At 61.5% G+C, this 26401-nt stretch carries 25 protein-coding genes, 1 other RNA gene and 1 riboswitch; of the genes, 17 read left to right on the forward strand and 9 right to left on the reverse strand.

Translation table 11 applies throughout. From position 1 onward, the window contains the following. Positions 1-27 precede the first annotated feature (27 nt). Complete coding sequence (locus WBK19_RS19145) at positions 28-789, forward strand: GntR family transcriptional regulator (RefSeq protein ID WP_511292619.1); 762 nt, start codon at positions 28-30, stop codon at positions 787-789. On the opposite strand, the gene WBK19_RS19150 is transcribed toward WBK19_RS19145, so the two are convergent. The 5 genes from WBK19_RS19150 to WBK19_RS19170 all read right to left on the reverse strand — a co-directional run bounded on the left by WBK19_RS19150 (position 721) and on the right by WBK19_RS19170 (position 2760). Then, positions 721-1521: a sulfite exporter TauE/SafE family protein gene (locus WBK19_RS19150; RefSeq protein ID WP_511292621.1), complete on the reverse strand. Its 801-nt coding sequence runs from the start codon at positions 1519-1521 to the stop codon at positions 721-723. The genes WBK19_RS19145 and WBK19_RS19150 overlap by 69 nt on opposite strands. Further along, complete coding sequence (locus WBK19_RS19155) at positions 1518-1970, reverse strand: EVE domain-containing protein (protein WP_511292623.1); 453 nt, start codon at positions 1968-1970, stop codon at positions 1518-1520. The genes WBK19_RS19150 and WBK19_RS19155 overlap by 4 nt, the downstream gene beginning before the upstream one ends. A 42-nt stretch (positions 1971-2012) precedes the next feature. Continuing rightward, a non-coding RNA gene (gene ssrS, locus WBK19_RS19160) (6S RNA) lies at positions 2013-2191 on the reverse strand. A gap of 34 nt (positions 2192-2225) precedes the next feature. Further along, positions 2226-2570 (reverse strand): cell division protein ZapA, encoded by a 345-nt coding sequence (locus WBK19_RS19165; RefSeq protein ID WP_511292625.1) that lies wholly within the window; start codon positions 2568-2570, stop codon positions 2226-2228. Then, complete coding sequence (locus tag WBK19_RS19170) at positions 2563-2760, reverse strand: hypothetical protein (RefSeq protein ID WP_494646602.1); 198 nt, start codon at positions 2758-2760, stop codon at positions 2563-2565. Before WBK19_RS19170 ends, WBK19_RS19165 begins: the two co-directional genes overlap by 8 nt. Before the next feature lie 115 nt (positions 2761-2875). Continuing rightward, positions 2876-3082, forward strand: a riboswitch (cobalamin riboswitch). A gap of 108 nt (positions 3083-3190) precedes the next feature. Here WBK19_RS19170 and WBK19_RS19175 point away from each other — a divergent pair. From WBK19_RS19175 to WBK19_RS19220, 10 genes are all read left to right on the forward strand, one after another. Then, complete coding sequence (locus WBK19_RS19175; RefSeq protein WP_511292627.1) at positions 3191-5011, forward strand: TonB-dependent receptor domain-containing protein; 1821 nt, start codon at positions 3191-3193, stop codon at positions 5009-5011. Positions 5012-5017: 6 nt separating this feature from the next. Next, the gene (locus WBK19_RS19180; protein WP_511292629.1) at positions 5018-5995 is read left to right on the forward strand and encodes a FecCD family ABC transporter permease; all 978 of its coding nucleotides are present in this window, start codon (positions 5018-5020) and stop codon (positions 5993-5995) included. Next, entirely contained in the window at positions 5992-6765 is a 774-nt protein-coding gene (locus WBK19_RS19185) for an ABC transporter ATP-binding protein (protein ID WP_511292631.1), read from the forward strand. Before WBK19_RS19180 ends, WBK19_RS19185 begins: the two co-directional genes overlap by 4 nt. Positions 6766-6830: 65 nt before the next feature. Next, complete coding sequence (gene cobO, locus WBK19_RS19190) at positions 6831-7421, forward strand: cob(I)yrinic acid a,c-diamide adenosyltransferase (protein ID WP_511292633.1); 591 nt, start codon at positions 6831-6833, stop codon at positions 7419-7421. Next, positions 7421-9034, forward strand: coding sequence for an adenosylcobinamide amidohydrolase (locus WBK19_RS19195; RefSeq protein ID WP_511292635.1), 1614 nt, complete (start codon positions 7421-7423; stop codon positions 9032-9034). The genes cobO and WBK19_RS19195 overlap by 1 nt, the downstream gene beginning before the upstream one ends. Positions 9035-9043: 9 nt before the next feature. Further along, the gene (locus WBK19_RS19200; RefSeq protein ID WP_511292637.1) at positions 9044-10327 is read left to right on the forward strand and encodes a cobyrinic acid a,c-diamide synthase CobB; all 1284 of its coding nucleotides are present in this window, start codon (positions 9044-9046) and stop codon (positions 10325-10327) included. Between the two features lie 100 nt (positions 10328-10427). Beyond that, the gene (locus tag WBK19_RS19205) at positions 10428-11297 is read left to right on the forward strand and encodes a Tim44 domain-containing protein (RefSeq protein ID WP_511292641.1); all 870 of its coding nucleotides are present in this window, start codon (positions 10428-10430) and stop codon (positions 11295-11297) included. 195 nt (positions 11298-11492) lie between these two features. Continuing rightward, entirely contained in the window at positions 11493-13526 is a 2034-nt protein-coding gene (locus WBK19_RS19210) for a TonB-dependent receptor plug domain-containing protein (RefSeq protein ID WP_511292643.1), read from the forward strand. Positions 13527-13528: 2 nt separating this feature from the next. Further along, a complete protein-coding gene (locus WBK19_RS19215) occupies positions 13529-14080 on the forward strand; it encodes a YfiR family protein (protein WP_511292645.1) in 552 nt (183 codons plus the stop codon). After that, entirely contained in the window at positions 14077-16044 is a 1968-nt protein-coding gene (locus WBK19_RS19220; protein ID WP_511292647.1) for an ATP-binding protein, read from the forward strand. The genes WBK19_RS19215 and WBK19_RS19220 overlap by 4 nt, the downstream gene beginning before the upstream one ends. A 115-nt stretch (positions 16045-16159) precedes the next feature. On the opposite strand, the gene WBK19_RS19225 is transcribed toward WBK19_RS19220, so the two are convergent. Then, on the reverse strand, positions 16160-17173 hold the full coding sequence (locus WBK19_RS19225; RefSeq protein ID WP_511292649.1) for an MBL fold metallo-hydrolase: 1014 nt from the start codon (positions 17171-17173) through the stop codon (positions 16160-16162). A 71-nt stretch (positions 17174-17244) separates the two neighbouring features. Here WBK19_RS19225 and WBK19_RS19230 point away from each other — a divergent pair, with 71 nt between their 5' ends. Further along, positions 17245-17463 (forward strand): hypothetical protein, encoded by a 219-nt coding sequence (locus WBK19_RS19230; protein ID WP_511292651.1) that lies wholly within the window; start codon positions 17245-17247, stop codon positions 17461-17463. A 48-nt stretch (positions 17464-17511) separates the two neighbouring features. Here the strand turns inward: WBK19_RS19230 and WBK19_RS19235 are convergent, their stop codons facing one another. Together WBK19_RS19235 and queC are read right to left on the reverse strand one after the other, a co-directional pair. Further along, on the reverse strand, positions 17512-18615 hold the full coding sequence (locus WBK19_RS19235) for a YeeE/YedE family protein (RefSeq protein WP_511292653.1): 1104 nt from the start codon (positions 18613-18615) through the stop codon (positions 17512-17514). 2 nt (positions 18616-18617) lie between these two features. Further along, positions 18618-19295, reverse strand: a complete 678-nt coding sequence (queC, locus tag WBK19_RS19240) for a 7-cyano-7-deazaguanine synthase QueC (protein WP_511292655.1) — start codon at positions 19293-19295, stop codon at positions 18618-18620. 99 nt (positions 19296-19394) lie between these two features. On the opposite strand from queC, the gene WBK19_RS19245 reads away from it, so the two are divergent. The 5 genes from WBK19_RS19245 (at position 19395) to WBK19_RS19265 (ending at position 24015) form a co-directional block, all read left to right on the forward strand. Then, positions 19395-20561, forward strand: a complete 1167-nt coding sequence (locus WBK19_RS19245; RefSeq protein WP_511292657.1) for an ABC transporter substrate-binding protein — start codon at positions 19395-19397, stop codon at positions 20559-20561. Between the two features lie 137 nt (positions 20562-20698). Next, positions 20699-21613 carry a branched-chain amino acid ABC transporter permease gene (locus WBK19_RS19250; protein ID WP_511292659.1) on the forward strand — a complete coding sequence of 305 codons (915 nt, stop codon included), beginning with the start codon at positions 20699-20701 and terminating at the stop codon, positions 21611-21613. Beyond that, positions 21613-22560, forward strand: a complete 948-nt coding sequence (locus tag WBK19_RS19255) for a branched-chain amino acid ABC transporter permease (RefSeq protein ID WP_511292661.1) — start codon at positions 21613-21615, stop codon at positions 22558-22560. The genes WBK19_RS19250 and WBK19_RS19255 overlap by 1 nt, the downstream gene beginning before the upstream one ends. Next, positions 22553-23308: an ABC transporter ATP-binding protein gene (locus WBK19_RS19260; protein WP_511292663.1), complete on the forward strand. Its 756-nt coding sequence runs from the start codon at positions 22553-22555 to the stop codon at positions 23306-23308. Before WBK19_RS19255 ends, WBK19_RS19260 begins: the two co-directional genes overlap by 8 nt. Next, on the forward strand, positions 23305-24015 hold the full coding sequence (locus tag WBK19_RS19265; RefSeq protein ID WP_511292665.1) for an ABC transporter ATP-binding protein: 711 nt from the start codon (positions 23305-23307) through the stop codon (positions 24013-24015). Before WBK19_RS19260 ends, WBK19_RS19265 begins: the two co-directional genes overlap by 4 nt. Here WBK19_RS19265 and WBK19_RS19270 read toward each other — a convergent pair. Then, positions 24012-26219 carry a sensor domain-containing protein gene (locus WBK19_RS19270; protein WP_511292667.1) on the reverse strand — a complete coding sequence of 736 codons (2208 nt, stop codon included), beginning with the start codon at positions 26217-26219 and terminating at the stop codon, positions 24012-24014. The two genes, WBK19_RS19265 and WBK19_RS19270, sit on opposite strands and share 4 nt — an antisense overlap. Between the last annotated feature and the right edge of the window lie 182 nt (positions 26220-26401).

Here is a 26401-nt window from a genome sequence, read left to right on the forward strand (position 1 = left end):
CTATTGCCACATGTTGGAGCACGAGTCGTGAACAGCCCTGTCGAAATTCCCGCCGTCACCCGCCAGTCAGAACGCCTCGGCGAACTGATCGAAGAGCGCATCGTTACCGGCGTCTACCCGCCCGGCACGCGGCTCGACGAACAAGAGTTGGCGGACACCTTCGGCGTTTCGCGGACACCGGTGCGTGAAGCTCTGATTCAGCTCGCCTCGATCGGCCTGATCGAAATCAAGCCACGACGTGGCGCGACCGTGCCGGAAGTCGGCGCCGACCGGGTCTGCGAAATGTTTGAAGTGATGGCCGAACTCGAAGCGATGTGCGGCCGACTGGCCGCCCGGAGGATCACGCCCAGCGAGCAGGTGGCCCTACAGGAGGCCCATGGCGCCTGCGAAGCGGCACGCGACGCGAACACCCCGGATATCTATTACCAGTTGAATGAAGTCTTCCACCAGCGCATCTATGAAGCCAGCCACAACAGCTTTCTGGTTGAGCAGGCGGCGGCGCTGCACCGCCGCTTACGCCCCTACCGGCGACTCCAGCTACGCGTGCGTAACCGGATGAACAGCTCGTTCAACGAGCATCAGGCCATCGTCGACGCCATCACCAAAGGTGATGGCGATCTAGCCTCGGCGCTGCTACGCGCTCACGTGACAGTACAGGGTGAGCGTTTCGCCGACCTGGTCGCTACCCTGCGTGATTTCAACGCAGGGGATTTGAAACGCTCAGCCGATCAGGCTGTAAAGCATCTTGCTGGCAAGAAGGGCGAGAAAGGCACCAAACGCGCGCTTTAACTTCTTGACCGGCAACTTGTGGGCCAGCCTGGCGCCGACCGGCGCCATCAGGATACTCATCACGACAATGCCAACGAAGGCCGGCAGATAAATATAGCCCAGCGCATAGTGCGGCAACCCGGAATCACTAGACCCGGCCACGATGTAGCCGATTGCCCCGGCCAGAGCAATCGGAAAACCGAGCGCCGACGAGGTGCCGACTGCCGAATGAATGGCAACGTTGCAGAACAGCATGAACGGCACTGACAGGAAACCGCCGCCCGCCGCAACCAGACTCGACACGCCCCCAATGGCGCCGCCGACAGCAAACAATCCGGCCGGTCCGGGTAGTTGCCGATGGGCGTGAGGCTTGAAATCGAGCATCATCTGGATCGAGGCGTAATAGACAATGACCACGAAAATCACCGTCATCGGCCCGGTCGGCACCTGACCGGCCACCAGCGAACCGCCAAAGGTACCGATCACCAGCCCCGGCGCCAGACTACGGACGACATCCCAACGCACCGCGCCATGCGCGTGATGGGCGCGCATGCTGGAAATCGACGTGAAAACGATGGTCGCCATCGAGGTGCCGAGCGCCAGGTGCATGACATGCTCCGGCGGGAAATTCTGGGCGACGAACAGCATGTACATGAAGGGCACCAGCGTCAGCCCGCCACCAACGCCGAACAGACCGGCAACAAAGCCGCCGAAGATTCCCAGCAGGGGATAGGCCAGCCACCAGATTGTCATGAGTTATCTGCCATGAGACGGTTGATGAATGCCCACTCGTCGGGCGTGACCGGCATGATCGACAGCCGGTTGCCACGGGCGAGGAGGCGCATGTCAGCAAGTTCGGGATGGGCACGCAGTTCAGCCAATGGCACAGGGCGCGTCTTCTTCACGAAACGGACGTCACGCAGCCACCAGCGCGGATTTTCGGATTTCGATTTTGGGTCAAAATACCGGTTGACCGCAGCAAACTGCGTTTCGTCCGGATAAGGCTCGGAACACACTTCGCAGATGCCGGCAATGCCCGGCTCGGCACAACTGGAGTGATAAAAGAAGGCGAGATCGCCGACTTGCATCGCATCGCGCATGAAATTGCGCGCCTGATAGTTGCGCACACCAAACCACGGAAACGCCTGTCCTGGCGCGCCAGCGAGGTCATCGATGGAAACCTCGTCAGGCTCCGATTTCATCAGCCAATATTGCATGGTTTCGGGTAATTTCGAGGGCAAAAAAAGGCCCCCGCGAATGTCGTCAGGCCGGCATCCTGAACCTGGGTCCAGAGTGGTCGCATTCCTACCGCATCAGGCACACTCGCTGGGAGCGCGCTCAACAGCGGATTGTTGGTCCGCAACCGATGCCAATTAGCATTGGTTCAAGGAATATATGGCCTTAACAAACACCGCAGGGGACGCTCGGCGGGCGGCGCCGGGGTCAGCAGGAAATGACTACAAGTCCAGTTGCTGCTGGGGCGCAAGCACGGCATCAAGCCGTGCTCCCATGTCACCGATTCTACGCTTCGTTTCGGAACTATCAACTGCTTCCGAAAACTCTTTTGCAGCGCCGCCGGAAGCCCCGGAAAGGTGCTCGTGAGCAATGTTCAGGGCAGCCATGACGGCGACACGTTCGGCGATGGTGTTCTTGGTGCGCTGCGCGATTTCGCGCATTTTGTTGTCGACGAGATCAACCGCCGACAGCAGGGCATCACGTTCTTCAGGCGTGCAGGCGACGCGGTATTCGCGCCCCATGATCTTGACGTCGAGGAAATTCGGCTCGCCACTCATCTCAGACATCCTCGGGTATCTTGTCCATCAGACCTTCGAGCCGCTCCCGGGCGACCGTCATCGTCTGCCTCAGATGCAGCCGTTCGGCCTCGGCCGCGGTCATCTGATTCTTCAAAACCTCGTTCTCGGCGCGCAGCTGGTGAACCAGCGCGACAACCTGTTCGATTTTGGCTTCCAGCGTTTCGAGTTCCACATTCATGCGTCGAACTATAGAGGCAAAAACGCCGCGTGGTCAAGGACTAAGCCATTATTCTAAAAGTGGTTTATAGCAACTGGCGGCATTCCGCCTGATGTACTGCAGCGCGAATGAATGTAGAATGCGCGCCGTGTCAGGTGCTGCGTAAGGTTTCTCCAAACGCAGTTAAACGGGAAAGCGGTGCGTCTCCAACGAGACAAATCCGCTGCTGCCCCCGCAACGGTAAGCAAGTGCGGGCGTATCAACATGCCACTGGGTGCAAACCTGGGAAGGCGATACGTCAAGACTTGTGAGCCCGGATACCGGCCTGAGACAAAAAGCGGAAGTGCCACGGGGGTGTGGTGCGGGTTAACGCAACCGGCCCTTCTCCCCTCGCATTTCCTTTTCAATGCTCTTCCGGCATGCGGGGACGCCCGCCGGGAAAAGGAAAACCATGTATCCACGTTTAAAACCAATTGCCGCGCTGCTGGCGCTGTCGTTTGCCCCGACGGCCTTTGCCGTCGACCAACTCGCCGCACTCGACCCCATCCTGATTACCGCAACGCGCCAGGAAATGCGCGTCTCGGAGCAGTTGTCGGATGTTTCCGTGATCGAACGCGAAGCCATCGATGCGGCCGGCCAGTCGACGCTCGAAGAAATCCTCTCGCGCCAACCGGGCATCGAGTTCTCGGCAAACGGTAGTTTCGGTGCCAGTTCATCGCTGTACATACGCGGCACAAGCGGCGCGCACGTGTTGTTGCTGGTTGACGGCATGCGCATGGGATCGGCCACCTCGGGTAGCGCCTCATGGAATCGCATTCCAGCCAGCCAGATCGAACGTATCGAAATCGTCCGCGGCCCGACTTCATCGCTCTATGGTAGCGATGCCATCGGCGGGGTCATTCAGGTATTTACTCGCCAAAGTGATGGTCCGCTGAGTTTTTACGGAGAAGTCGGCGGTGGCTCTTACGATACGGCCGCTGCCTCCGGCGGCTTTTCCGGCGCGCAGAACGGCTGGCGTTACGCACTGAATGCGAGCACCTATTCAACTGCCGGCTTCAACAGCAAGCCGTGGACGGCGACAGCCAACAAGGATCGCGACGGTTTCTGGATGAACAGCCTGAGTGGCCGCTTGGCTTACAGCTTTACCAAGGGCCATGAAGCCGGCATCAATTTCTTTTACAGCGACGGGGAAAGCAAGTACGACGGCAGCGGCGCAACGGTCGACTGGCGCAACCGGACCAGCGTGAGCAGCATGAATGCGTTCATGAAAAACTCGCTGACCGAAAACTGGACGAGCACGGTCACTATCGGCATGAGCGCCGACGATTCCGATGACATCAAGAACGGGCTGCGAAACAGCAATTTCCGGACGGATCAACGCCAATACTCGTGGCAAAACGATCTGCGCACCCGCTTCGGCAATTTCCTCTTCGCTGCCGAACGCCTGGAACAAGAGGTCAACACCACGGCCGCCTACGCCGTCCGCGAACGGACCAATAATTCGCTGCTCGGTGGCTGGACATTTGGCTATGAAGGGCACCGCCTGCAGGCCAACCTGCGCCGCGACGACAATTCCCAGTTTGGCGACAAGACGACCGGTTCGCTGGCCTACGGCTACCGCTTCTCGCGCAACTGGCGCGCCAACGTGGGCTATGGAACAGCCTTCAAGGCGCCGACCTTCAACGACCTCTACTATCCGTTGAGTTTCGGTTATCACGGCAACCCGAACCTTCTGCCGGAAAACGCACGTAACCGTGAAGCGGCCCTGCATTTCGAAACCGGTCAGCAGCATGTTTCGCTGACCTGGTACCTGAATCGTATCGAAAACATGATCGTGTGGACCAATACACCGAGCAACGTCGGCAGCGCACGCCTGGAAGGCATCACCCTGGCCTATGAGGGCGTTGTAGCTGGCCTGAACGTTCAAGCCAGCTACGACTATCTCGATGCAAAGGATCTGGACACCGATCTTCGACTGGCCCGCCGCGCCCAGAATCGCGTCGCCGCGGCCATCGGCAAAACACATGGCGCCTGGGAATGGCGCGTCGAGGAGCAGGTCAGCGACGACCGCATGGATTATCCTTTCGGCCAGCCGGCCAAGAAGCTGGGTGGCTATTCGCTCACCAACCTTTATGGAGCCTATCGATTTGCCAAGGACTGGTCTGTTTTCGCCCGGGTCAATAACCTGTTCGACCGTGAATACGTGTTGGCCGACACCTATGCCACGCCGGGCATGAACGCCTTTGTCGGCATCCGCTACAGTCCGAAGTAACAAACCATGCCCACCCGTCACCGCGCTTTCCTGATTCTCGCCAGCCTCGGCCTTCTGGCCGTGGCGAGTATCGGGCTGGCGTTGACGGTGGGTAGTTTCAAGGTTTCGTATGGCGAAGTGTTCGCCGCTTTGCTCGGGCAGGAGGGCGGGGCCGGCGATGTTGTGCTGCAGCTTCGCCTGCCGCGCGCGCTGGCCGGTTTTGCCTGCGGCGGGCTGCTGGCGCTGGCCGGGGCGCTGATGCAGGTGTTGTTACGCAATCCGCTGGCCGACCCGTACGTGCTAGGCATTTCGGGCGGCGCCGGGGTCGGGGCGATGTTCGCCATGCTGCTCGGCTGGCCGGTGCTCGGCATCGACGGGCTGGCCTTTGTCGGCGCCTTTGGCGCGATGCTGCTGGTTTTCGGGCTGGCCCACGGCGACGGGAGCTGGACGCAGACGCGCCTGCTGCTGACCGGTGTTATCGTCGCCGCCGGCTGCGGCGCGCTGGTCGCATTGATGCTGAGCATCGCCGACGAACACAAACTGCGCGGCATGCTGTTCTGGCTGATGGGCGACCTCGGGCAGAGCGCGCAGTGGTGGCCGGCCTTTGCCGCGCTGGCCATCGCTCTCGTGCTCGCCATGCCCTTTGCCCGCGAACTGAATTTGTTGTCGCGCGGACTGATGCAGGCGCAGGCTTTGGGCGTTGCGGTCGGCCGGCTGCGCTACGCCATTTATCTGCTCGCTTCGCTGGCTACCGCTGCTTCGGTGACGACTGCCGGCTCGATTGGTTTCGTCGGTCTGGTCGTACCGCATCTCGTCCGACTGGCGACGGGTAACGACCAGCGCCTGCTGCTGCCGGCCTCGGTGCTGGCCGGCGGCTCGCTGCTCGTGCTGGCCGACACGCTGGCCCGTACCCTGATCGCGCCGCAACAGTTGCCGGTTGGCGTACTGACAGCGCTGATCGGCGTCCCGGTGTTCCTTTTCCTGCTCTCGAGGCAGCCGAAATGACCCGGCCTTTGCTCGAAGCCCGGCAACTGGTCGTCCAAATTGGCGGCAAAACGGTGGTCGACCGGGTCGATCTGAGCGTTGCCAGCGGCGAGCGCATCGCCATCCTTGGCCGCAATGGTGCCGGCAAATCGACGCTGCTATCGACGCTGGCCGGCCTGCGCCCTGCTGCCGGCGGTTCCCTGCTGCTTGATGGCGAAGATGCTGCCTTGCTCCACGCCCGCGAGGCCGCCCTGCGCCGGGCCTGGCTCGGCCAGTTTCAGTCCGACCCTTTCGGCTCAACCGTGCTGGAAACGGCGCTGACCGGCCGCCACCCTCATCTCGGGCGCTGGGATTGGGAATCGAAGCACGATGCCGAACTGGCGCGTAGCGCGCTCAAAGCCGTCGGGTTGGACGGCATGGAGGCTCGCCAGATCCACACGCTTTCCGGTGGCGAACGTCAGCGGCTGGCCATCGCCACGCTGCTGACGCAAGCGGCGCCGCTCTACCTGCTAGACGAGCCGCTGGCGCACCTCGACCTCAATCACCAGATGGCAGTCCTTGAACTCTTCGCCGGCACGGCGCGCGATGGTGGTGCCGGCGTCATCATGGTCCTGCACGACCCGGCGCTGGCCCATCGATTCTGCGACCGCGCGCTGCTGGTTTATGGCGACGGGCGCACAGAAATTGGTACGGTCGATGCCATCCTGAACGCCGAAAAATTATCCGAACTCTACGGCTACGGCCTGCGTCAGATCGAAGACCGCGGCCATCGCTGCTTCATCCCCGAATAATCACTTTTCAATTTTGGGCATTTTTTCCGGTTGACCGTGGGAATGCCTTTTTCGAGCAAATCATCATGACCGTCACCCACGAACAACGCATGCAGAAGAAGAAAGCCGTCATTGACAGCAAGATTGACGCGGCACAGGAGGAACGCGGTGTGCTGGTCATCAACACCGGCAACGGCAAGGGCAAATCGAGCGCTGCATTCGGCGTCGTCGCCCGCGCCCTCGGCCATGGCCTCAAGGTCGGTGTCGTCCAGTTCGTCAAAGGTCGTTCGGATACCGGCGAGGAAGCCTTCTTCCGCCAGCAGCCGAATGTCGCCTGGCATGTCGGCGGCGAAGGTTTCACCTGGGAAACGCAGGACAAGGAGCGCGACGCCAAAGCCGCCCAAGCCGCTTGGGAAATCGCCTGCGACCACTTGCGCAATCCGGAAATCGGCCTCGTCGTCCTCGACGAAATGACCTACGCCTTCAAATACGGCTGGCTCGACCTCGACACCGTGATCGCCAAGCTGCTCGCCCGGCCGACCATGCAGCATGTCATCATCACCGGTCGCGGCGCGCCGCCAGCGCTGCGCGAAGCCGCCGACACGGTGAGCGACATCGGCATGGAAAAACACGCCTTCCAGAGCGGCATCAAGGCCATGCCCGGCCTCGAATTCTGATGAAAAAACTGGCCCGTTTCGTCCTCCTGCTGCTCATATCCGCTGCCGCCTGGGCGGGCGAAATCGACATACCGGCCAATATCCAGGCCGAAGCCAAGATCATCCGCGGCGAGCGAGACGGCTATTGGGAAAAAGTGCTGCTCGTTTCCTTCCCCGAAGCGCGGCGCACGCTGTCCACCTCCGACGGCCTGCTCGACGCCCGGGCCGCGCTCAACCACGCCGGCCACCCGCTGCTCTGGCACAAGCTCGGCATGCGCTTCATGGGCCAGGATGGCCGGGGCGGCAAGGCCTACGCCGAGCATGTGCGGGAAAACATGGCCGCCCAGCTAAAGCTGGACAAATCGGTGGTCGCCGGGATGTCTACGGCCGCCGACCTCGACAACCTGGCGGTCGTCACCCACAGCTACGGCCCGCTCACCGTCACCGTGCTGGCCACGGCCGGCGCCAAAAACAACGCCATCCGCACCGGCGTCGATGCCGGAACCTACATCGAAGACAACACCCCGGCCGGCACGATCAACATCATGGTGCTGACCAATATCCGCCTGACCGACGCGGCGATGGCGCGCGCCCTGATAACCGTCACCGAGGGCAAGACCGCTGCGCTGCAGGACCTCAACGTGCCGAGCACCTACACGAAAACCGTGCAGGCAACCGGAACGGGCACCGACAGCATCATCGTCGTCTCTGGCACGCAAGGCCCGCAAGCCAGCTACACCGGCGGCCACAGCCGGATCGGCGAGTTGATCGGCAAGGCCAGCTACCAGGCGGTGATCGAAGCCCTCGGCAAGCAGAACGGTTTCTTCCTGCCGGGCGCCAAGCGTTTCGCGGCCACGGCCGAAGCACCCGCCAAAGCGCCGGAAGCGTTGCGCATCGCCCTGCTTCATCTCGACGCGATCCCCGGCGACATCGCCGGCAACCGCGCCCGCATCGAAGCCGGCATTCAGGAAGCGGTCGACCACGGCGCCGACTGGGTCATGACACCCGAACTGGCCGAAACCGGCTACAACTTCGCCAGCCGCATCGGCACCAACTGGATCGCCCCCTTTCCCGACGCCTGGATCAGTACGCTGGCCGCCATCGCCCGCGACAACCGGGTCGCGCTCTTCGTCGGCTTTGCCGAGCGCGACGCCAAAAGCGGCACATTCCACAACAGCGTCGCCGCGATCGACCGCGCCGGCACAATCCTCGGCGCCTACCGCAAGCAGCGCGTACATGGCGGGCCTGAAAGCTGGTCTACGCCCGGCACCGGCGGCGCCCCTTTCATGGTCGACGGTATCCCGGTCGGCGTCCTGATCTGCGCCGACACCTACAAGCCGGAGCCAGCCGCCAGCTATCGCCAGCAAGGCGCCGCGATCCTCCTCGCCCCGGCCAACTGGCCGCCGGTCGACGGCATGGGGCCAGACGATCTCTGGGAGCGGCGCAGCGCCGAAACCGGCCTGCCGCTGGTCGTCAACAACCGCACAGGCCACGAGCCGGAACTCGATTTCTCGCTTGGCGAAAGCGTCGTCGCAGCCGGCGGCGAACGCCTGTTCTCATTCAGCACCAGCCAGAGCCGCGTGTTTTACGTCGATTGGAATCGTCGGCAGGGCTTTACCCAGCCAGTCCGTTAAGGAACAAGAATGCCCGCCTGCCCCGCTCTACTCATCGCCGCCCCCGCCTCCGGCCAGGGCAAGACCACCGTCACCGCCGCACTGGCCCGGTTGCATGCCCGGCAAGGGCGACGCGTTACCGTCTTCAAATGCGGGCCTGACTTCCTCGACCCGCAGATTCACGCCGTCGCCAGCGGCCGCCCCTGCCAGAACCTCGACCTCGGCATGTGCGGCGAAGACGATGCACGCTGGCGACTGGCCCGCGCGGCTGAGGAATCCGACCTGATCCTCATCGAAGGCGTCATGGGCCTCTTCGACGGCCAACCTTCAGCCGCCGACATCGCCATGCGCTTCGGCGTTCCAGTCATGGCCCTGATCGACGCCGGGGCGATGGCCCAGACTTTCGGCGCCGTCGCCCACGGCCTGGCCAGTTACCGGCCCGGTCTGCCCTTTGCCGGCGTGCTGGCCAATCGGTCGGCCAGCGAAGGCCACACCAAATTGCTGCACGACAGCGTCCCCCCCGGCATGGGCTGGTTCGGCGCCCTGCCGAAAAGCAGCGACAGCCTGCCCGAACGCCACCTCGGCCTGCTCCAGGCGGCCGAAATAACCGACCTCGAAGCACGCCTTGACGCCCTGGCCGATGCCCTGCAGGCGAGTGCCACGGTCGACCTGCCAAAACCGGTCAATTTCGAAAATGCCCCAGCGCCGCACATCGAACCCCTGCTCGCCGGCCAGCGCATCGCTATCGCCCGCGACGCCGCCTACGGCTTCATCTACCCGGCCAATCTGGAAACCCTCGCCACACTGGGTGCCGAGTTGCGTTTCTTCTCGCCCGTTGCCGGCGACCCGCTGCCCGACTGCGATGCCGTCTGGCTTCCCGGCGGCTACCCGGAACTCCACGCTGACAGCCTGAGCCAGAACGCCGCGCTTTGGCAGGCCCTTAAAAACCACGTCGCCGCCGGCAAGCCGCTGCTCGCCGAATGCGGCGGCATGATGAGCCTGTTCGAGGAAGTCGTGGACAAGGCCGGTGTCAGCCATCGCTTTGGCGGTCTACTAGCCGGGCGTTCGGTCATGCAAAATCGCCTCGCCGCGCTCGGCACACAATTCGTCGAACTGCCGGAAGGCCGCCTCGCCGGTCACACCTTCCATTTCTCGAAGAGCGAAACGCCGCTCACCCCACTCGTCCGCGCCACCACCGCCGATGGCCGTGACGGCGAAGCAATCTACCGGCAGGGCCGACTGACCGCCTCCTACGTCCATTTCTACTTTCCGTCGAATCCGGTGGCAGTTGCCAGCCTGTTCACCAAGCTCTGATGCTTCGGTTTTTACGAACAGTCATACAGGCCCGGATTCATTTTTCAGCAATGGGAAGCGGGTACACTATGGATTGCAACTTTTCCACACGGAGACAACCATGAAGAATTTCGTACTGATGGCCGCAGCAGTGGTGCTCGGCTTCACGCTGCAAATCGGTGACGCTGAAGCCAAGCGCCTCGGTGGCGGCAGCTCGGCTGGCATGCAACGCCAGTCGGTTTCCCCCAGCGCCCCGCCCTCGGCTGCCAAACAGGCGCCCGCCGCCGCTCCGGGTGCCGCCGCAGCCCAACCCAAGCGCTCGTGGATGGGCCCGCTGGCTGGTCTGGCCGCCGGTCTTGGTCTGGCCGCGCTGGCTTCACATCTCGGCTTCGGCGAAGGCCTGGCCAACATGATGATGATCGGCTTGCTGATCATGGCTGTCGTCATGGTCGTCGGCTATTTCATGCGCAAGAAGGCCGGAGCGACCCAGCAAGGTGGCATGCAGTATGCCGGCGCTGGCGCAAACTACGGCGCCAACGCGCCGCGTCAGCCTGACTTCATGCCGGCCGGCGGTTCTGCCGCCGCCCCGGTTACTGCTTCCACCGGTGGTGGCAACATCCCGGCCGACTTCGATGTCGAGAGCTTCGTCCGTAACGCCAAGGTCAACTTCATCCGTCTGCAGGCCTCGAACGATGCCGGCAATCTTGACGACATCCGCGAATTCACTTCGCCGGAAATGTTCGCCGAGATCAAGATGGGTATGAGCGAGCGTGGCAACGCCAAGCAGGAAACCGACGTCGCCCAGCTTAACGGCGAAGTCCTTGATGTTGCCGAAGAAGCCAACCGCTACGTTGTCAGCATCCGCTTCACCGGCTTGATCAGCGAAGAGAAGGGCGCCGCACCGGCTCCGTTCGACGAAATCTGGCACATGACCAAGCCGACCGACAATAGCCGCGGCTGGGTTCTGGCCGGCATTCAGCAAGTCCAGTAACCAACAACGCCACACCCAAGGCTGGCCGGAGCAATCCGGCCAGCTTTTTTTTGGTGCAATCAGCTGGCGATGCAGTTCCATGCACCAATACCGTGAATTAGCAGATTGATATGAAGCCTGACCAATGGCATAGTCACTACTTATTCACGCGCCGCGCAGAACACATTGTTTCGTAACAGTAAATTTCCGAATGCTTTGAGAGTCTCGTATGCGGCCACAGCCATCGTCCTGGCAGTCGCATGGCATCCTGCACACGCCGCCCAGGATGATGATCTCAACCTGGAAGACCTGACTAAAACCGAAGTTTCTTCCGTTTCGCGGCGCAACCAGAGCCTGAGCAACGTTCCCGCCGCTGCCTTTGTAATTACGGCCGAAGATATCCGCCGGTCAGGTGCACTGGCCCTGCCGGATGTGCTGCGCATGGTACCGGGCATTCAGGTGGCGCAGATCGACAGCGGACGCTATGCCGTATCAGCGCGCGGTTTCAACGGTCGTTTTGCCAACAAGCTGCAGGTGCTGATTGACGGCCGCAGCGTCTATCACCCTTTCTTTTCAGGAACAGTCTGGGAATATGACCCGATCCCCCTCGAGGACATCGAGCGAATCGAAGTTATACGCGGTGCGGGGGCAGCCATGTGGGGCGTCAATGCCGTAAATGGTGTGATCAACATCATCAGCCGGCATTCGCGGACGCAAACGGGCGGCATGGTGGCCGGAACGATAGGAAGCAATGGCCAGGGGCAGCTGTACACCCGGGCAGGCGGTAGCATCGACGCCGACACGACATGGAAACTGTCTGCCCAGGGGCGTCACGCACAGCCATCGAGACAACTCGCCAACGACAACTACAGTGAAGACGACCTGAACAATGGGGTGGTCGATTTCCGCCTCGACCGCTCGCTGTCCGGCGGAAGCAACTTCAGCATATGGGCCAATGCCGGAAAATCCTCACTCGGCGATCTGTATCCGCTCACCCCCAATCCGCTCAATCCGCCGGTGCTCATTCCCGTGGCAGTGACCCAGAAAATGTCCACCCAGACACTGGGCGGCCGCTATCGCTGGCTCAGCGGTGCCGGTATCGAATCGTCCGTGCAAGCCTCGGTTGGCAGCTCCAGCATAGAGCTGAAGGGTGCTTTGGAGGTAAGCAACACGCAGTTTGATATCGATTATCAGGGTCGCTATACCTTCGCTGACCACGATTTTTTGTGGGGCGCCAGTCACCGGACCGTTTCCGACAAAGTCTGGGCAAAGTACGCCGTCGAGATTGGGACGCCTGAATTCACCCAACGAACAACCGGCTTTTTCATTCATGACAACTGGACGTTGATCCAGGATACTCTGCAGATTGGTCTGGGCGCTCGCTGGGACCAGACCAATCTGGGTGGCAATACCTTCTCGCCAAACGCTACGCTGATGTGGACGCCGAGCCGCAGCGACACCATTTGGGCCAAATACTCCAAGGCGCCACGGATGCCGGCACGCGCCGAATTCGACGTGACCATGCTGACCGGCTACGTGCCGCCGGTTCCGCCGTTCACACCCCCCGTGGTATTTCGCGCCCAGCCGGGAAGTGTGCCTTTGCGCCAGGAATCGATGGAAGGCGTTGAGCTGGGATATCGCAGCCAGCTGAGCCAACAGCTTGGCGTTGATATCTCAGTCTACCGCTATCGCTACACAGATATCGTATCGAGCACACTAGGCACCGCCGATCTTCAGGTTTTGTACAGCATTCCCATTGTTTTCCAAAATCTTGATCGCCAGAACGGGGGAAATGGCTGGCTGAGTGGCGCAGAGCTAAGTGTGGACTGGCTTCTGGCGCCAACGTGGCGGATGCAGCTGTCGTATGCCTTCACGCATGTGGACATGGACGATTCGGCCAACCCGATTGCCCAGGGTCAAGGCCTGAAAGAAGAGCGCAGCACGGCTCGCCATTATGGTTCACTACGCTCGCAATGGAATGTATCGTCCAGCCAACAGTTCGATGCCTGGATCCGGGGTTCATCCGGCATCGATCGCACGCTTTCACCCTACACCACGACGATCCGCGTCCCTGGTTATGTAACGCTCGATCTGCGCTACGCCTACAAGCTCAACAAGGATATCGAACTGGCCCTGACCGGCCGCAATCTGGTCGGCCCCCGACGTATTGAATACGTCACTGATTACGTTCCGGCGACGCCCGTGATCATCGAACCGTCGCTACTTTTGTCGGCACGCTGGAAATTCTGATCATGCGTGCCACCGCCTTCAGTTCTCCGCGAAAAAACCCGCTTCGCTGGCTGGCAGCCCTGCTGCTCACCAGCGTTTCCCTGGTTTTTGCCCAGCCTGACTCCGAGCCGCAACTGGAATCCGCCTATCTCGTCAATTTCCTGAAATATGTCGAGTGGCCAGCCAATAACCGAAACACCGCAACCATCTGTCTGTTTGGCCGCGATACCCTGGGGCCGTACCTGAGCAACCATGAGGGGCGCGTGATCGGCGGCAAGGAACTGCGCATTCGCCGGGTCAGCAGCCCTGACGACATGCAACACTGCCAGTTGCTCTACATCCCCGATGTCGAAGAGGCACGCATTGGTGCGGTCTTGCGCTGGATACAAGGGATGCCCATTCTGGCTGCCAGCAATGCTGATGGTTTTGCCCGATCTGGTGGCGGCATCGAACTTCTGCGTACCGGCGGCCGCGTGCAATTCATTGTCAATTCGGACACGCTGGCCCGACACGGATTGACCCCGAGTTCGCAAATGATGCGACTGGCCAACCGGGTGATTGGAGGCGAACGGTGAACGCTCGCCAGACCATCCGGAAAAAAATTGCGCTGGCCATTGCGGCTTCACTCGGCGTCGGCCTGCTGCTTTCCTTCCTGACCTTTGCCGTGCGCGAAATCGATCAGCGACGACAAGCCAAAACAACCGAATTGTTTGCGATGGCCGACGTCGTCGCCTTCAATGCTTCAGCCGTCATCGAGTTCCGTGACGTCATGGGCGCCAAACGCCTGCTCAGCTCGTTTGCCGAACACAAGGATGTGCTGGCGGTACGTCTGATTGGCATCACGTCCGATTTTCACTATCGCTACGATGCGGCCGGGCGCCCCTTGCCTGCCCAGATCGGCCTTGGCGACAAACCGCACCGCGAACGGGCGGTTTATGCCGATTGGTCATCGGTCACCGTTGCCGTGCCCATCCGCTCTGACGACGAAGTAGTCGGCACGGTGTCGATTTCAGCCAGTCTTGACGCCGTCTGGCGAGCGATCGCCTGGAACCTGACCCTGTCCTTGCTGGCGCTGGCCATATCGTTCGTAATCGCCTTCGCCATCGCCCGGCAAATGCTGGCATCGATTCTCGCCGCGCTGGGGTCGCTGACCGACACGGCGCAGTACGTGGCTGAATCGAAGGATTACAAGCGACACGCAAAGATCTATTCGGATGACGAAATCGGCCATCTGGGCAATGCGTTCAATACCATGCTCAGCGAAATCGCCGAGCGCGACGGACAACTGGCTGACCAGCGCGATCATCTCGAGGACACGGTGCAGGAGCGGACCCAGGCCTTGTCCCTGGCCAAGGAGGCGGCCGAGGCGGCCAGCCGCGCCAAGAGCACATTCCTGTCCAACATGAGCCACGAACTGCGAACGCCGATGAACGCCATCATCGGGATGACCTACATGCTCCGGCGCAACAATCAGGATCCAGGCCAGATGGACAAGCTGGGCAAGATCGACAATGCCGCCAACCACCTGTTGCAGTTGCTGAACGATATTCTCGACCTGTCGAAGATCGATGCTGACCGGATGACGCTGGAACAGACCGCCTTCACGGTCGACGCCCTGACCGATGAACTGGCCAGTCTGCTGTCACCCCGCGCCGAATCGGCCCGCCTGCGTTTCATTCTTGACATCGATTCGCGTCTCAAATCACTGCAGCTTCTCGGCGACCCGCTGCGCCTGCAACAAATTCTGCTCAATCTGGCTGGCAATGCCATCAAATTCACCGAGCGCGGCGAAGTTCGCGTCGTCGCCCGTATTGCGGAGGATGACGGCGAGTCGGTCCTGCTTGAGCTGTCGATCTGGGATACCGGCATTGGCATTGCCCCGGAGGCGGTCGAACGCATCTTCAACCCGTTTGAGCAGGCCGATGGTTCGACAACGCGCAAATATGGCGGCACCGGGCTGGGCCTCCCCATCTGCCAGCGTCTCGTTCGCCTGATGGGCGGCGAAATTCAGGTGGTCAGCACGCCGGGGGCCGGTAGCGTCTTCACCTTCAATGTTCGCTTGCGTCGAGCCCAGGCGATGCCTGCCGATTCAGCCGAAAAGTATCAATCCGGCGTCGCCGCCGAGCGCGCCTTGCGGGCCGAATTTCCGGGTTGCCGCATCCTTGTCGCCGAGGATGACTGGGTCAATCAGGAGGTTGCCCTTGAACTGCTCCGAGAAATGCTCGGCTTCACCGTCGATATCGCCGGGGACGGCGCTCAAGCCCTCGACATGGCGATCAACTGCCGCTACGACCTGATCCTGATGGACATGCAGATGCCCGAGCTCGACGGTTTGGGTGCCACCCAGGCCATCCGGGAGATTGACGGCTACGCCGAAACGCCGATCATCGCCATGACCGCCAATGCCTTTGCCGAAGACCGCGCACTTTGCCTGGACGCCGGCATGAACGATTTCATCGCCAAGCCGGTCGATCCGGACAAGTTGTTTGTCATCATGCTCAAGTGGCTGCAAGCACGCCAGCCTGAGAGCATCAGCTAGAGCGACCAATCTCCAGCCTGCGTGGTCAGCTCCAGCATCTCCGATTCCAGTTTTGGCCGTTTTTCCCGGTTGACCGTAGCATTCGCCCCCCGGCCTCGAGAGCGCGGAAGATGGCTCAGAAACCGGCCGCCTCGGCTTCCAGGTAGGCGATGCTGACGTACTTGCCGATATTCGCCTCGAAACCCTTGGTTTCCTTGGCCCGACTGGCCACACGCGAATCCTTGAGAACCAGTGCCTTGGCCTCCTCGAGCGCCAGACCATCCTTGATGGCCTGCTCGCAGGGGCGGTAGATGCCCTCGAACAGTTCGCGGTTCCACTTCAGCACATGCTCGCCCGGTTCGCCGTGCGCCGGCAGCCAGATCCGGGTCCCCGTTTTCTTGATCAGCGCGTCATAGGCCTTGAAGGTGCCGAGGTATGAGCCATCGTCCATATTGGCAATGCGCCGGTCCATCGCGATGTCGCCAACCAGCGTGACGCCATCCTGGACAACCTCGACGCAGAGGTCGAATGGCGTGTGCACGGTCCCGTAGTGATGGATGCGCAGGGTCACATCACCGAATTTGAGCACCGCGCCATGTTCGAGCGGCGTATTGGGCGGCACGATACGGGTGCCGAGCGAGGCCTGATTGGTCGACTTTTCGATCAGTGTCAGCCAGAGATTGCCTTGAATGCCCTTTACCGCCTGAATGGTGCCGGGATGGGCGTAAATCGGCAGGCTGTCGCCAAAGCGATCGACGTAGGCATGATTACCGAGCCAGTGGTCGCCGTGATAATGCGTGTTGATGATGGCGATGACCGGCTTTTTCAGATGCTTTTCCAGTTGCCGGATGGACATTTCGCCGATCTGCACCGAGGCGCCGGTATCGACGACAACGATACCCTTGCTCGTATTGACGAAGGTCACGTTGCTCATCATCCCCTGGTTTTCCGGGGTTGGGAAAGCGTCGGGCGTGAAGATGATCGACACATGCCGCGAGATCTGGCGTAGCGGGTAATCCTTGATCGCCGGGCCGCGAACGAAATCATCGACCTCCCGGGCGAAGGCGCTCACGGCCTGCCATGGGGCAAACTCGACCGCCCCCAGCGCCGAGATGGCGGCGACTGAGCGCAAAAAATCGCGACGGTTCATGAGCATCTCCTGAAACGTTAAAATAGCGGCCTATCATCGCGCCGAATCGGGCGCTCGTCTACACTCACACCATGCGCCGCTACCCATTCTCTTTTGTTGCCTTGACCGCCTTGGGCGTTCTCTGCGCCATTCCCGGCGCGATCAGCCTCGCCGGCTTTGGTGCCAGCCTTCACCCGGTGCTCGACGACCCGATGGCCGGACTGGCCTTCATCGTCTCGGCCATCGCCCTGATCGGCTCGGGGGCCTTCCCGCTAATCATCGAAAAGCTCAAGGAAAACGAAGGCCCCTGAGCAGTTTCAATTTTGGCCAGAATTTCCGGTTGACCGTGGCAATGCCGGTCAGGCTTCGCGCATCACACGCCAGTACTGGAACTTGAGCGTTGCCGCGGCGCCGGCGACGATGGCCAGGAAGGTAACAATGGAACCGAGCGCCAGGGTCGAAAAACCGGAGATCCCCTGACCCACCGTGCACCCCATCGCCACCACGCCGCCAAAACCCATCAGGGCGGCGCCGATCAAGTGGCTGGCCGTATCTTCAACGCTGGCGAAGCCCTCCCAGCGGAAATTCCCGGTCAGCAAGGCCCAGGCCCCCGAGCCGGCGATGACGCCAAGCACCGTGGCGATGGCGAAAGTCACCGTTCGGCTGGTGTCGGACCACAGCATCAGCAACTCCAGGGTATAAGCCTGCGGTGCCACGAAGGTCAGTGACTCCATGCGGCCGCTGTTGGTCGCCAGAAAAGCTTCTTCGAGCGTATCGGGATGTTCGGCCAGATAGCCGATGTGACCGCTGATGTACCACGCAGCGACGACGGCCAGCCCGGTGCCGAGGCCGCCGAGCATGTTGTCGAGTGTCCAGAAGTCGCGATTGAACAAGCAGAAAGCGGTCAGGCCTCCACCGATGAAAAGCACGGCCAGCGCAAACGCTGTCTTCGCCTCCAGGCCGGCGGCAGTGAGCAGGGCGGGAATATCCTGCCCGCCGGGAAAGGTGATCGCCGCTTTTTCCAGCACATTGACGCGAAACACGCCGAACACGCCGCGCATGGTCATGTAGGCAACCAGACCGAGCACCAGGAAAACAACCAGCGACTTGAGATTGCCGGCGCCGATACGGATCAGCGTCTTCGAGCCGCAACCGGAGGCGAAGACCATGCCGATGCCGAAAGTCGCACCGCCGACGATGTACGACAGCCAGGTGAAACTGGGCGTCCGGTAGATCGATTTATCGAGGTCAATCAGCCCAGCCGCATGCAACGCGCCGGCGCCCAGAATGGCGATGCCGATGGCCAGCAGCCACATGCGCATGCGACTCCAGTCGCCCATGTTGACGATGTCCGAGACCGCACCCATGGTACAGAAGTGCGTTTTCTGGCCGATGGCGCCAAACACGAAAGAAACGGCAAAAGCCAGCCAGAGAACGGTATTCGACAGGGCAGCAATTTCCATGATCAGGCTCGGTAAAGGGTCGGGTCGGTCAAACCGGCGGCGGCAAAACCTTCGGCGCGTAGCCGGCAAGAATCACATACACCGCAGGCCCGGCCAAGTTCATCGGCCTGGTAGCAGGAAACGGTCAGGCCGTAATCGACGCCGAGCGCCGCGCCGGTGCGGATGATCTCGGCCTTGGAAAGGTCGATCAGTGGCGCGTGGATGCTCAATTTGACGCCTTCGACGCCGGCCCGCGTGGCCAGATTGGCCATCTTCTCAAATGCAGCAAGGTACTCCGGCCGGCAATCCGGGTAACCGGAATAATCGACCGCGTTGATGCCGACGAAAATGTCGCGGCTGCCCAGCACCTCGGCCCAGGCCAGGGCCAGCGAGAGCATGATGGTGTTGCGCGCCGGCACGTAGGTGACGGGAATACCCGGCTGCACGCCGTCGATCGGGACATTGATGTTGGTATCGGTCAAGGCCGAGCCGCCAAACTGGGCCAGCCCGAGATTGAGCACCTTATGCTCGGCGGCGCCAAGGGCCTTGACGACCCGCTCGGCCGCCTGCAACTCGGCACAGTGGCGCTGACCGTAGTTGAACGACAGACAATAACAGTCAAAACCCTGGCTGCGGGCAATGGCGAGGCAAGTGGCGGAATCGAGTCCACCGGAAAGGAGAACGACGGCTGGCTTCATCATGGGGCGCGAATATACCTGAAAACCGGCCCGTTTTGACCCGGTATCTGCTTGTTCCTGCGCTACAATTTGCCGTATTGTGCCCCCTGACTGGAGATACGAATGTCGCTTCGCCTGACTGTCCTTGCCGTAGCACTGATGCTTGCCGGCTCCGCCCACGCTGCCGACCAGATCAAGGTCGGCTTCGTCTCCACGCTGTCCGGCCCCGGTGCCGGCCTTGGCGTCGATATCCGCGACGGTTTCAATCTGGCGATGAAGCAACTCAATGGCAAGCTCGGTGGCCTGCCGGCCGAGGTACTGATCGCCGACGACCAGCAAAGCCCGGACATCGCCAAGCAGGCGGCCGACCGATTCCTGAAGAAGGACAAGGTCGATTTCATGACCGGCATCGTCTTCTCCAACATCATGCTCGCCGTCGGTCCAAGCGTTTTCGAGAGCAAGACCTTCTACATCTCGGCCAATGCCGGCCCGTCGCAATACGCTGGCGAGCAATGCAATCCCTTCTTCTTCAACGTCGCCTGGCAGAACGACAACCTGCACGAAGCGGTCGGCAAGATCGTCCAGGACAAGGGCTACAAGAACGTCGTGATCGTCACCCCGAACTACCCTGGCGGCAAGGACGCCGTCTCCGGCTTCAAGCGCTACTACAACGGCAAGGTCGCCGACGAGGTCTACACCAAACTCGGCCAGCTCGACTACGCCGCCGAACTGGCTCAGATCCGCGCCACCAAGCCCGACGCCCTGTTCTTCTTCCTGCCCGGCGGCATGGGCATCAACTTCGTGAAGCAGTTCGTCTCGGCCGGCCTGTCGCGCGACACCCAGCTGTTCGCCCCCGGCTTCTCGGCTGACGAGGACGTGATCAAGGCCGTCGGCAGCTCGATGATGGGCATGTTCAACTCGTCGCACTGGGCGCACGACATGGACAACGCCGAAAACAAGCGCTTCGTCGCCGACTTCCAGAAGGAATACAACCGCCTGCCCTCGCTCTACGCCTCGCAGGGCTACGACGCCGCTCTCATGATGGACGGCGCCGTGCGCGACGTGAAGGGCAAGGTTGAAGACAAGGCGGCGCTGCAGAAGGCGCTCGAAGCCAAACGCTTCAAGTCCGTGCGCGGTGATTTCAAGTTCAACACCAATCATTATCCGGTGCAGAACTACTACCTGCGGGCCATCGGCAAGGACGCCAGCGGCCGGGTCACCAACAAGACCATGGGCACCATCTTCACGAATCATGCGGATGCCTATGTGGCCTCTTGCAAGATGAAGTGAGGAGCCTGCTCGCCGATACATCGTTGGCTGGGGCCGGCGGCACCTTGCCGTACTGACGTACTGTCTGCGGCGCCGCCGACACTGCCGCCTCGTCTTGGCTTCGCCTTGAGTGTGGCGCGTGTCCGCACCGTTTCTCTATGACCCAACTCATCCTCGAACAAGCCCTCAACGGACTGCAGTTCGGCCTCATGCTTTTCCTGCTCGCGGCCGGGCTGACGCTCGTCTTCGGCATCATGGACTGCATCAACCTGGCCCACGGCTCGCTTTATATGGTGGGCGCTTATCTGGTCGCTGCGGCCACCCAGGCGGCGGATTCCTTCTGGATCGGACTGGGGGCGGGGGTAGCTGGCGCCGCCGTGCTTGGCCTGCTGCTTGAACTGTCGCTGTTTCGCCAGTTGTACAAACGCGACCACCTGTCACAGGTACTCGCCACCTTCGCGCTGATCCTGATCGCCAATGAAGCAGTGCGGGTCATCTGGGGCGCCCAGCCGGTCATGCTCAATCCGCCCGATGCGCTGGCCGGGCCGGTCGAAATCGGTGACTTTTTCTACCCGGCCTATCGCTTGGTCATCATCGCCTTCGGCCTTGCCGTGGCCGGGCTGCTTTACCTGGTCGTCGCCAGGAGCCGGGTCGGCATGTGGGTGCGGGCGGGCGCGTCGAATCGGGAAATGACCGAGGCGCTCGGCATCAACGTCCAAGCCCTGTTCACCGCCGTCTTCGTTTTCGGTACGGCGCTCTGTGCGCTGGCCGGCGGGCTGCTCGGGCCGTTGCTTGCCGTTCAGGTCGGCATGGGCGAGAGCGTGCTGATTCTGGCTTTCGTCGTCATCATCATTGGCGGTATCGGGTCGATTCGCGGGGCGCTGGTCGGCAGCCTGATCGTCGGCTCGGTCGACACGCTGGGCCGGGCACTGTTGCCGACTCTCCTGCGCGCACTGCTCCCGGCCGATGCCGCGTCAACACTCGGCCCGGCGCTGGCCTCGATCCTGATCTACCTGCTCATGGCCGGCATCCTGTTCTTCAAGCCGCAAGGCCTTTTCCCGGCGCGCGCCTGATGGCTTTCTATCGTGCCGCCCCCTACCAGAAGCCTGTCGCCATCGCGCTCCTGCTGCTTCTGGCCGCCCTGCCGTTCGGGCTGACCGCTTTCGGCCAGGAGTTTTACATCGGCTTCGCTACCCGCATCCTGATCTTCGCGCTGGCCGCCTCCAGCCTCAATCTGGTGCTCGGCTTCGGCGGCATGTTCTCGCTCGGCCATGCCGCCTTTTTCGGCGTTGGCGCCTACGCGGCGGCGATTTGCCAGCAGGCCGGGATCAACGAGGCGCTCATCGCCTTTCCGCTGGCCATGGGCGTGGCCGGCCTGTTTGCGTTGGCCGTCGGAGCCATCAGCCTGCGCACGCGCGGCGTCTATTTCATCATGATCACGCTGGCCTTCGCCCAGATGGCCTATTACCTGTTCATTTCGGCCCGCGTCTGGGGCGGCGACGACGGTTTGCCGCTGGTTGGCCGGATGACGCTGGCTGGCGTTTCGCTGACAGACGACACGCATTTCTATTTTGCGGCTTTTTTCGGGTTGACCGTGGCAATGGTGTTTCTTGGCCGGCTGGCCGATGCCCGTTTCGGCCGGGTCATCCAAGCCATTCGCGAAAACGAAACACGCATGGAAGCGCTCGGCTACCCGGTTTTCCGCTATCGCCTGATCTGCTTCGCCCTCGGCGGGGCGCTGGCCGGACTGGCCGGTGCCCTGCTCGCCAACCTGACCGGGCTGGCCAGCCCCAATCTGCTGGTGTGGACGCAATCCGGCACGCTGCTCGTCATGGTCATCATCGGCGGCGTTGGCTACCTCTATGGCGGCGCGGTCGGCGCGCTGATCCTGCTCTGCCTGGAGGAAGTGCTGGTCGGCTTCACGCCGCACTGGCACATCGCCCTCGGCCTGATCCTGCTTGGCGTCGTGCTCTTTGCGCCAAAGGGCGTCGCGGCACTGTTCGGGAAAAAGCATGGCTGAAGCACTGCTCGAAGTCCGCCAGCTATCGCGCCGCTTTGCTGCGGTCGACGCGCTAAAAGAAGTCAATTTCAGCGTCGAGGCCGGTGAAGTCCACGCCCTGATCGGTCCCAACGGTGCCGGCAAGACGACCTTCATCCACCACGTTTCCGGCGCCCTGCAACCGGATTCGGGCAGCGTCCATTTTGCCGGCCAGGATGTGACCCGGCTGGCCATGCACCGGCGGGTCGCTGCCGGCATGGCGCGCTCTTACCAGATCACCAACGTCTTCCTCGGCCTCTCGGCCCTCGACAATGTCGCCCTGGCCGTTCAGGGAAGGCAGGATGCCGGCAGCAGTTTCCGTTTCTGGAAGCCGGTCCGAAGCGAGGTCGCGCTGTTCGACGAGGCACGCGTCTATCTGGCGCAGGTCGGCCTCGAAAGCCGCGTCGACGCAGTCGCCGGCAACCTTGCCCACGGCGAACAACGGGCGCTGGAACTGGCCATGGCGCTGGCCACCAAGCCGAAGATGCTGCTCCTCGACGAACCGATGGCCGGCACCGGCCCGGAAGAGTCGGCGCGCATGGTCGAGCTGATCGAACAGCTTGCCCGTCACGTCACCATCCTCCTCGTCGAACACGACATGGCCGCCGTTTTCCGGCTGGCCGACCGCATTTCGGTATTGGTCAATGGCCAGCTGATCTGCACCGGCGAACCGGAAGCCGTACGCGCCAATCCGGAAGTGCGCCGCGCCTACCTCGGAGATCACCTGTGAGCGCCCTGCTCGAAATCAGCGGCCTCGAAGTCGCCTATGGGCCGAGCCAGGTGCTGTTCGGCCTCGACGTGAGCATGAACGAGCGCGAAGCCGCGACGCTGCTTGGCCGCAACGGCATGGGCAAGACGACGACCCTGCGCGCCATTTGCGGACTGCAGGCAATCAGGGCAGGGACAATCCGCTTCGCCGGCGAGCGCATCGACGGCTGGCGCCCGGACCGTATCGGCCGGGCCGGCATTGCGCTGGTACCGGAAGGGCGTCAGTGTTTTCCGAATCTCACGGTCGACGAGCATTTGGTCGCCTTTTTCGCCAACCGGCGCGGCGTCGGCGAGCCATGGACGCCAGCCCGGGTTTACGAACTTTTCCCGCGCCTGCTCGAACGTTCGAAAAATCTCGGCAACCAGCTTTCCGGCGGCGAGCAGCAAATGCTGGCCATCGGCCGGGCGCTGGTCACCAACCCGCGCCTCCTCATTCTCGACGAAGCGACTGAAGGGCTGGCCCCGCTGATCCGCGAGGAAATATGGGCTTGCCTGTCGAGATTACGCAGCGAGAACCAGAGCGTGCTGGTCATCGACAAATACGTCGAAAAATTGATCGGGCTGGCCAACCGCCACACCATCATCGAGCGCGGGCAGGTGGTCTGGCAAGGCACATCGGCCGAACTGGATACCGACCATGGCATCTGGCACCGCTATCTCGGGATCTAGATCACCCAGTCGTCACACGCTTCGAGAAGCTCCCCGGACAATGCTTCCAGAGCAGCATCAAAGTCGGCGAAGGACATCGGCTTGCCGAACAGGTAACCCTGAAACTGGCTGCAACCATGCTCGACCAGATAGTCGTGCTGAACGCTGGCCTCGACACCTTCGGCCACCACCCCGAGACGCAAGGTATTGCCCATGGCGATGATCGCCCGGACGATGGCTGCTGCATCAGGATTGTTCGTGATGTCACTGATGAAGGACCGATCGACCTTGAGCTGTTCGAAGGGGTAACGCTTCAGGTAAGCCAGTGAGGCGTAGCCGGTGCCGAAATCATCGAGGGAAAAGCGTACGCCCGTTGCCCGCAGGGCCTGCATTTTCGCCACGGTGTCTTCAACGTTGTCGAGCAGCAGGCTTTCCGTCAGCTCCAGTTTGAGCAGGCAGGGATTTGCGCCATGGCGGGCCAATGCATCTCCAACCTGTGTGACGAAATCAGCCTGACGAAACTGGCGGGCACTGACATTTACCGCCATTGACAGGCTGGAGGTGCGTGGATCATCGGCCCACCGGCGCAAGCCGGCACACGCCGCGTCGAGGACCCAGAGTCCGACCGCCACGATCAGCCCGGTTTCCTCAGCGAGCGAAATGAAGTCACCAGGCAACACCATCGGTTTGCCGGGCGGTTGCCACCGTAGCAGGGCTTCGGCGCCGATCAGCCGACGTTGGGTATCGACCTGTGGCTGGACATGCAGCAGCAGTTCGCCACGCGCCAGTGCCCGACGCAAACCGGCCTCGAGCGCGGCCCGTTCATCAAGTGCCGTCTGCATGGCATTGTCAAAAAATCGTATCGTATTTCGCCCGGCATCCTTGGCCTTGTAGAGGGCAATATCGGATTGCTTGAGCAGTATGTCGGTCGATTTTTCCTGCCCCAGGAAGAGGCTGATGCCAATGCTGGCAGTTCGCACGTATTCAGCTTCATCGCCCAGAAAATAGGGGCGGCCGAGTTCAGCGCGAATTTTCTCGGCGACCATTTCAGCCTGGATACCGGCATTTTCCGGATCGTTATCAAGTTCTTCGAGCATCACGACAAACTCATCGCCCCCCTGGCGGGCTGCCGTATCTCCCTCGCGGATGCAGGCACCCAGACGCGTCGCCACCTCAACCAGCAGGTAATCGCCGACATCGTGCCCCAAGGTGTCGTTCAGTGTCTTGAAATGATCGATGTCGATGATCAGCAAGGCACCGTACTTTCCGCTCCGCTTGCCGGCTGCACAGGCCTTGTTGATCCGGTTGAGCAGCAGACGGCGATTGGGCAGCCCGGTCAACGGATCGTAGAAAGCCAGGTTATGGATTTCCGATTCAGCCACTTTGAGGTTGCTGATGTCCGAAAAAGTACTGACGTAATGGGTGATCTCACCTCGGGTGTCACGGACACCATTGATGGTCAGCCATTCCGGATAGATTTCACCGTTTTTGCGGCGATTCCATATTTCGCCCTGCCAATGTCCGTTGCGCTCGAGCGCCTCCCACATGTCTTTATAAAAAGAGCTCTCCTGCCGCCCGGACTTGAGCAACCTGGGGGTCTGCCCAACCGCTTCATCGGCTGAATAGCCGGTCAGTTTCGTGAATGCGGCATTGACCTGAAGGATGCGCTGGCACCCATCGGTGACCAGAATGGCGGCCTGTGACTCGAAGGCGATCGCGGCGATGCGCAGGTCCTGCTCCAGCTTCCGTCGAACGGAAATATCTGCGGCAATGCCGAGATAACCTTGTACGCACCCCTGCGTATCGCGCAAGACACTGACTGTCAGGCTGGCCGGAAGCTGCGAGCCATCCTTGCGGACCAATGTCCAGTCTGCATCGTGTTGCGCCTTGATGCCGAGGCTGGCAATGAATACATCAAATCCTGCCGCTACCGGTCGCTGCAACTCGGCCGCCAGGGCGTCGGCCCGGCTGCTCACTTCTTCGGGCAGATGGAAAATCATCGGTGTGGTTCGATAAACCACTTCTTCCCAGGTGTAGCCAAGGAGTTTCTGGGCCGCGTTATTGAAATAGAGGATCAGGCCATCGGGATCAGTCAGGACGATTGCCCGGCCGGCATTTTCAAAGATCGCATGCTGAATCGCACACAGCCCGGGTAGCCGAACAGCCGCCTCCGGAGCGCGTTCGCCCGAACAGCATGGATGCTCAACCAGATGGCCAGACGTCATGTGAGACAAGCTTACCGAGTGGAAGGCCCCATCCTGCACAGCGTCGGGCCGCGAAAATTCCGCCGTTCGACCATGGATCCTCCCAGAACCATGTTACCCCCGCGAATTGGTTTGTATAGTCAGGGGCACCGAGGGGGATTATGGCGAAAGAATAGGCATTTCAGCAAGCACTGATACTGAAA

It is taken from the genome of Azonexus sp. (assembly GCF_049652925.1).
Lineage (GTDB): Bacteria > Pseudomonadota > Gammaproteobacteria > Burkholderiales > Rhodocyclaceae > Azonexus.